We start from the raw sequence: 6,930 nt of genomic DNA on the forward strand, positions 1-6,930 counted from the left end.
GTGCCGGGGGTCGACGGGGCGCCTGCTGTCCCAGCGCGGATCCCGCTCCCCCACCGGGTGGGTGGTGAGGACGGAACTGCCCGCCGTGCCGGTGCCGCTCAGGTCCGTGTCCGCCTCGACGTACCACGTCCTGCGGCCGGTCCCCTGGGAGAGGGTGTCCGCCAGGTACTCCCCGTAGCCGTCGGGCAGCCCCGCGATGTCCAGTACCAGGTCGGTCTTCAGCCCGCGCCGGAGCAGCCCCGGATCGCGGCGCAGCAGGTGCTCCAGTTCCTGGAAGCTCACCCGCAGCGGGCCCGTGCCGAAGTCCATCAGCAGGAACTCCGGGTCGGCCGGATCGGCGGTCCCGCGCACCACGTACGGGGCCGGGCGTGCGGTGCCGTCGCGGCGCCTGCGGTGCCAGGGGGCGTCCTCCAGCCGGGTGCCGCGCCGGATCTGCGTGGTGTCCAGGACGCCGGGCCCGGCGCCCGGCGTGTAGTCGCGCCCGGTGCTGTCACCCGCGGTGTCGGACAGTTGCGTCGCGGACCCGAAGGCGCCGAGGGTCTCCAGGTGGAACGCGGACAGCGCGTCGGCGTCGGTGGCGTCGAGGCCGCGTGCGAACGCCGCGGTGGCCAGGGTGCGCAGCTCCTCGCGCCGGGCGTCGTCCACCGGCGTGGCCGAACGCAGGTGGAGCGCCCGCGCGGTGGTCAGGTCGAGGTCGGTGCCGGGCCGGGGCAGCTCCTGCCAGACCTTGGCCCGTGCCCAGAAGAGCCGGGACCGCTCGGCGTCACCCACCGCGTCGGGGCCGGACAACGCCAGCGCGTCGACGGCGGCCTGCGTCAGGTCCGTCGCCGCCGCCCACGCGGCTGCCTGAGCCACCGCGGGCAGCGGCACGAAAGCGGACAGCCGGGTGCCGGGCGCGGCGCCGGCGGCGGCGCCGAGCGCTGCCCGGTAGGCGGCCTCGTCCACCCGCACACCCCCGTCGGGCAGCGGCGTCCCGTGGGCCCGGCCCACGTGCCGCAGCAGGTCCAGGGTGAACGGCCCGGCACCGCGGAACGCGGGGTCGGACCGCCACATCCGATCCAGCGCGGCGGCCCCGCGCAGCAGGCCCGCGTAGTCGGCGTCGGCCTCGACCTCGTTGCCGAACGTCAGCCGCAGCGCACGCACCAGACGCAGCGTGCGCTCCCGGACCGGAGCAGGGACCTGTGCGTCCCCCTCGTGCAGCCCGGCCACCCGTGCCAGGCGGTCGAGTCCGGCGCGGTCGGGCTCGGGGACGTAGTAGGTGAACGGCAACCTCCGGCCCCGGTGGTCGGTGAACAGGGTCCGCTGGTACCGGCCGCGGCCCTTGATACCGGTCTCCCGGTGCGCGACACGCACCGGGCGCCGGGCGGCGTTGGCGAAGATCTGCCCGGTGGGGATGTCGGCGAGCGGATCGGCGACGAACGTGCCCGGCCGGGTGTGGCGCGCGGTGCCCGGCTGTGGCGGGGCGCTGTCAGCCGGGGAGCCGGCCCAGCACATCATCAGCGAGATCCGGGTGTCCCCGTCGAGGTCGACCGAGGAGAGCAGGTGGGCGACCCACCGTTCCAGCTCGTCCCCGCTGAGTATCCGCCTGCTGCCGTCCTGGAGTTCGACCGAGGCCGTACCCGGGGCACCGTGCAGGACGATCTCGAACGTCTTCTCGTCCGCTCCCGGAACCTCGAACGGCTCGGAGTAGGTGCGGGCGGCGGGGTTGTAGTAGACGAACGTCCTGACCCGGTCCGCCGCACGCAGCCGCCGCTCCCACGAGGCGGCCAGCTCGGCGCGGGAGAACACGGAGTACCCGGTCTGCTTGCCGGTCGTCCCGCTGACGATGGGCCGCACCAGCACCCGGTCGTACCAGTCCGGGACGCCGGTGTCGTGGGCCAGTGCCTTCCCGGGGGTGGTGCGCAGCCAGTCGCCGCCGGGGCTGCCCTCGGTCCGCACGGTTCTGAGGGTGACCGGCCCGCCCACCGTGTCCCGGGCCGTCACCACGCCCGTGTACGCCCACACGTCGCGGCCCGTCCGCGCCGCGAGCAGCCGCGGAAGTGCGCGGATCCGGTCACCGCCTCGCTGGACGGCCAGGACGACCGACGTGTTCGGCGGCAGCCCGCGCAGCACCGGGTCGTGCTTCATCAGCTCGACGAACTCGTCGATGTCCAGCGACCGGAACGTGCCGTTCGGCCACGGCACCTCCACGCTGTTGTGGCTCCCGTCGGCGGCCACGACGTACGCGTTCTCCGGCCATTCGGCCAGCGAGGCGCCGGCGGACTGCAACCCGCCGTCCCCGGTCGGCCGGTAGCGCTCGACCACGGAGGTGTCGATCTCCGTGCTCAGCGTGCCCTTCCAGTTCAGACCGGCCGGACGGCCACGCTCGGTGAAGCGGTACGGGGCGTCCAGCACGCCCTGCCGCTCGGCGTGCAGGGCCGCCAGCGCCGTCACGCTCGTCGCGCGGCCCGCCGGGACCGCGGCCTCGACCAGGGCGAACAGCTCCTCGCGCACCGCGTCGTCCACGGTGGCGTCCGGGTCCAGGTGGAGGATGCGCCGGGCCAGTGCGGCCACGTCGAGCGGCCCGGCGGCCGAGCGCGGGTCCTTCTGGCGCAGCGCGTCCAGCCGCTGCACGGGGGTGGGCAGCGCGCTCTCCGCCACCGGGGCGGTGAACACCGGCGTGGCGGGCGCCGTCTCGTCCGCCGCCGGGTCCTGGACGGGCGGCGGAACGGGCGTCGCGGCGGACGCGGCGGGGGCCGGTTCGGCCTGGGCGAGCGCCGCCAGGGCGGGGCCCGCCGACGCGGTCGCGTCCGAGAGGCCGGACGACTCCGAGGCCTCCGACCCGGCCCCGTCCTGGGCGGTCTGCCTCTCGACGCCCGAGCCCGACTCCGCGTTGGACTCCGCCTCCGAGCTGGACTCCGGCTCCGGGCCCGAGCCGGCATCCGGTATGTCGACATCCGAGGACCTGACGGTCGACCGGACCACGGGCCGGGGGCGGGAAGGCGCGGACGGGTCGGCCTCGGTCCACCGGGGGCGCAGGCCCAGCTCCCGGCGCCGGGTGTCGGCCAGCTCCACGGCCGAGCGGGCGTCCGGGCCGTGGGACTGCAGGTGTTCGGCGACGTCCCGCACCGCCGCGTGGAACGCCTCCCCGGCGTACCGGGCGTCGGCCCGCGCCGCGTCCGGTACGCCGGGGAGCACGAGGAAGACGGCGAGGTCCCAGGCCAGCGCGGCGGTCGTCGCCGCGTCGTCCCCGGGTTCCGTGCCGTCCTGGGAGCTCGCCCCCTCGCGCGGCGCGGTGGCCGCCGCGAACGCGTCGAACGCCGACCGCCACAGCCGCCGCGCCACCGTGGCGGCGACCGCGTCGATACCGTCCGGACCCGGTCCCGGCTTGCGCAGCAGCAGCCGCACCTGGACCAGTGGGGACAGGGTGCGGGCCGCGAGCCGGCCGCCGCCGAGCACGGCCTCCATCTCCTGACTCTGCGTCAGCACGCCGAGGGCGCGCAGCTCGGACACGTCGACGTACGCGTCGGGGGCCAGCCGGGGCGCGTCCGGGGACAGGTCCTCCTTCGTCACCCGTCCCGCGAGCCACGCCCGCCGGTCGTCGCCCAGGGCCGGGGCGGTGTCGCCACCGCGCGGGGCGAGGGCGGCCAGTTGGCGGGGCGGGACGCCGAGGGCGTACAGCCGCGCCTCGGCGTCCTCCAGCCATTCCATGGCCTCGCCCCACTGCTGCACGGCATCAGGACCGGCCGCGGCGGTCTCGGTGACGAGCTCCCGCGCCCGGGTGTGCTCGTCCCAGGTGAGCGCGAGGGTCTCGGTGTCCTGGGACGGCGCGGCCGGTGCGTTGGCGGGCTCTCCCGTGGACGGCGCAGCCGGTACGTCGGCGGGCTGCACCGTGGACGGCGCGGCGGGTGCTTCGGCCGGCTCCCCCGCGGACTGCGCCCTGGTGCCGGTCCCGTAGGCGTGTCCGGGCACGCTCGACGGCGGCGCCGCGGCGGACGGCTGGAGGTCGCGCGGCCTGACGGGGCCCCAGTCGGATGCCAACGGCCGGGGCCGCCAGGCGTCCGGCGCCACGTAGACCGTGTACCTCCGGGAGCCCGGGCGGCGGTGGATCCCGGTCCGGCCGTACGTGGCCCACACCGTGCGGCCCGAGTTCCGGACGCCCTCCCCGGCCGGTGTCTCGCCGACGGGCACCCCGACCGGGGGCCGGGCGCCGTCTCCCACCAGGATGATGTCGGCACCCACGGGCGCCCCGTGCAGCTCGCGGTCGCGGAAGACCAGCTCGCCGAACTCCTGCTTCGGTACCGGCGCGCCCAGGAAACGGCCGTCGAAGACGTACGGGAACGGGACCGGGCGGCCCGGCGCGTACCAGGGGGCCGGGGCCGTGCCGACCTCGACGAGCCTCCCGTCCGGCCCGTAGTCCAGCAGGGTGATGACGGTGTGGTCGAAGTCGCCGTCCAGCCCGGCCGAGCCCTGGCCCAGGTCGCGGCCGCTGATCGCGCCCGAACTGTCCCTGCCCAGCGTGCGGTCCGACAGGGCGCCCTGCAACTCCAGGTGGTAGGCGGCCAGCTCGGGGAAGGTGGAGCGGCCCGCGGCAAACGCCTTGCGCGCCAGCACCGCGGCCTCGCCGAACCGCGCCGGGTCGGGGCCCTCGAGGTGCAGCAGAGCAGCGGCGAACCTGCCCCGGTCCTGGAGGGTCTCCAGCAGTTCCAGCACCCGGACGTCGGACCACAGCAGCCGGGACAGCTCCGCCTCCCCCGCCGGCTGCCCGGGTCCGGCACCCAGGATCTCGCGCGCCGCCGCCACGGCCTCGGGCGTCCCCAGGGCGGGCAGCCGGCCCAGGGCGGTGGCCAGGTGCGGCAGTACGGCGAACCGGCTGAGGGGGCGGGGCCCGGACTGCCACGCGGCATCCGCCCACCCGAGCACCTCCCGGATCCGTTCGGGGGTGCCGGGCGCGGCGGAGGACGTCGCCGGGCCGAAGCCGCGCACGACCCGCTGGAGCAGGTCGAGGGTGAACGCGCGGACGCCGTCGCGATCCAGCAGCGGATCGAGTTCCCGCATGCGGTCGAGCGCGCCGATGCCCCTGAGCAGGTACGGGTAGTCCGGCCGGTCGTCGATGTCGGGATCGTGGAATACCTCGCGCAGCGCCCGCACCAGCCGCAGCGCCCGCTGCCTGTCGGCCTCGGAAGCGGGGCGGGGGCCGCGGTGGAGCCCCGCCGTCCGGGCCCGCTCGTCCAGTGCGGCGCCCTTCGGCTCCGGGCGGAACTTCACCAGGAAGGCGCCCTCGCCGCGGACGTTGCTCCACACGGAGACGACCACTTCGCCGTCCGCGTTCATGGTCGTGGAGATGCGGTACAGGGGGCCGTAGACCGTCTCCCCGGTCTCGTTGGCCACGTCCTGCCCGACGGGTACCACCCCGAGCGGGTCGGGCACGAAGGGCAGCGGGCCGTCCGCGTTCCCGGTCAGGACGACGCCGCCGACGCCCGGCCGCGCCGCGGAGAAGCAGATCAGCAGCGTGCGGTTCGGCAACGACTGGGACAGGGAGAACCAGCGGACCAGGGCGCGGGCGTGTTCGATGCCACTCACGAGCTGCGGCCCGGCCGCGGTGGCCCAGGTCACGGAGCCCGGGCCGCCGTGCTGGGCGTCGAAGCCGGTGCTGCCGGGAGGCCAGGGCACGTTCAGCGGCGCGCTGAACGTGCCGAGCTGGACGTTGTAGGTGACGTACGAGGTCACCGCAGGCAGGCGCCCGGCATGTGCCAGCCGGCCCTGGCCGCCGTCGCGGTCGGCGCCGGGATCGACCGAGACGAAGCCGGTCATCCAGCCGTCCGCCGTGGCGATGGGGAAGATGTCCGCGTCCCGCTCCCAGCCCGGCGTCGCGGTGGCCGGGCGCACCGGCCCGGGCGGGGCCAGGACGAAGGTGCCCCGGGGCCGGCCCACCTCGTCGACCAGGCCGAAGACCGGGCTCGCCGTCTGCCCCGCCGGGTACATCACCGCCGGAACGCCGCTGGTGGCCACCACGGCGCGGTCGAGCCGGCCGGCGAGCGTCGCGGGCCCGGCGAGCCCGCGGGCGAACCCGGGGACCATCAGCGCCACCGGGACGTCCCACGGCTGGGCGGCCAGGTCCCGGTCGAGGACCATCAGCTCGCCCAGGACCTCGGCCGGCACCTCGCGCGCGAATCCGGCGCGGCCCTTCACCAGGACCCGGCGTCCTCCGGAGGCCACCAGCAGATAGGCGTCGGGCCGACCGGGCCCGGTGGCCCACAGCGCCGAGCCGACCTCGCCGACGGTGCTGCCCTGCGGCCCGTCGGTCCGCACGGCGGTGGTGGCGAGGTCGAGGTCGGCCGGGACCGGCGTGTCGGTCCAGTTGAGCCCCCGCGGACGGCCCCGGGTGTCGGTGATGCGGAACCGGTCGTCCAACGCCCCGCGCCGCACGAGGTACAGCGCGCTCAGGCCCGCCAGGCTGCGGACGTCCTCGGCCGCGAACGACGACGCCAGCCGGAGCAGTTCGGCGCGCAGCTCGCCGGTCACCCGCTCCTGCGGGGCGAGCAGCAGGACGCGGCGGGCGAGCCGGTCGGTGTCGAGCGGGCCGCCGCGCAGCTCGGGGTCGGCCGACCGCAGCCGGTCGAGCCGGGCCAGGGCGAGCCGCTCGTCGGGCCTGAGCCCGGCCCGGAACGGGGCGGCGTAGGGGTGGGCCGTGCGGCGGTCCCGCCGCAGCCGTCCGCCGATGGTGCGTGCGTCGCCGGGCCGTCCGTCGCCGGGCCGTCCGTCGCCGGGCCGTCCGTCGCCGGGATGTGCACCGCGGGGCCGTCCAGCGCGGTGCCGTCCAGCGCCGGGATGTCCACCGCCGAACCGTCCGTCCGTGTACCGGTCCCGGGGACGCGGTCGCTGTGCGGGCTGGTACGCCCCGCGGCGGTCCGGGTGACCGCTGTAGGGGGAGCCGGGGTCCGTGGGGGG

Annotated in this window: 1 protein-coding gene; it reads right to left on the minus strand. The window is 76.7% G+C overall.

The features are described 5' to 3' along the window. The coding region (locus AB8Z75_RS29695) for a lonely Cys domain-containing protein (protein ID WP_369207362.1) at positions 1 to 6,930 on the minus strand (6,930 nt) is incomplete at both ends.

The organism is Streptomyces sp. PU-14G (assembly GCF_041028275.1).
GTDB lineage: Bacteria > Actinomycetota > Actinomycetes > Streptomycetales > Streptomycetaceae > Streptomyces.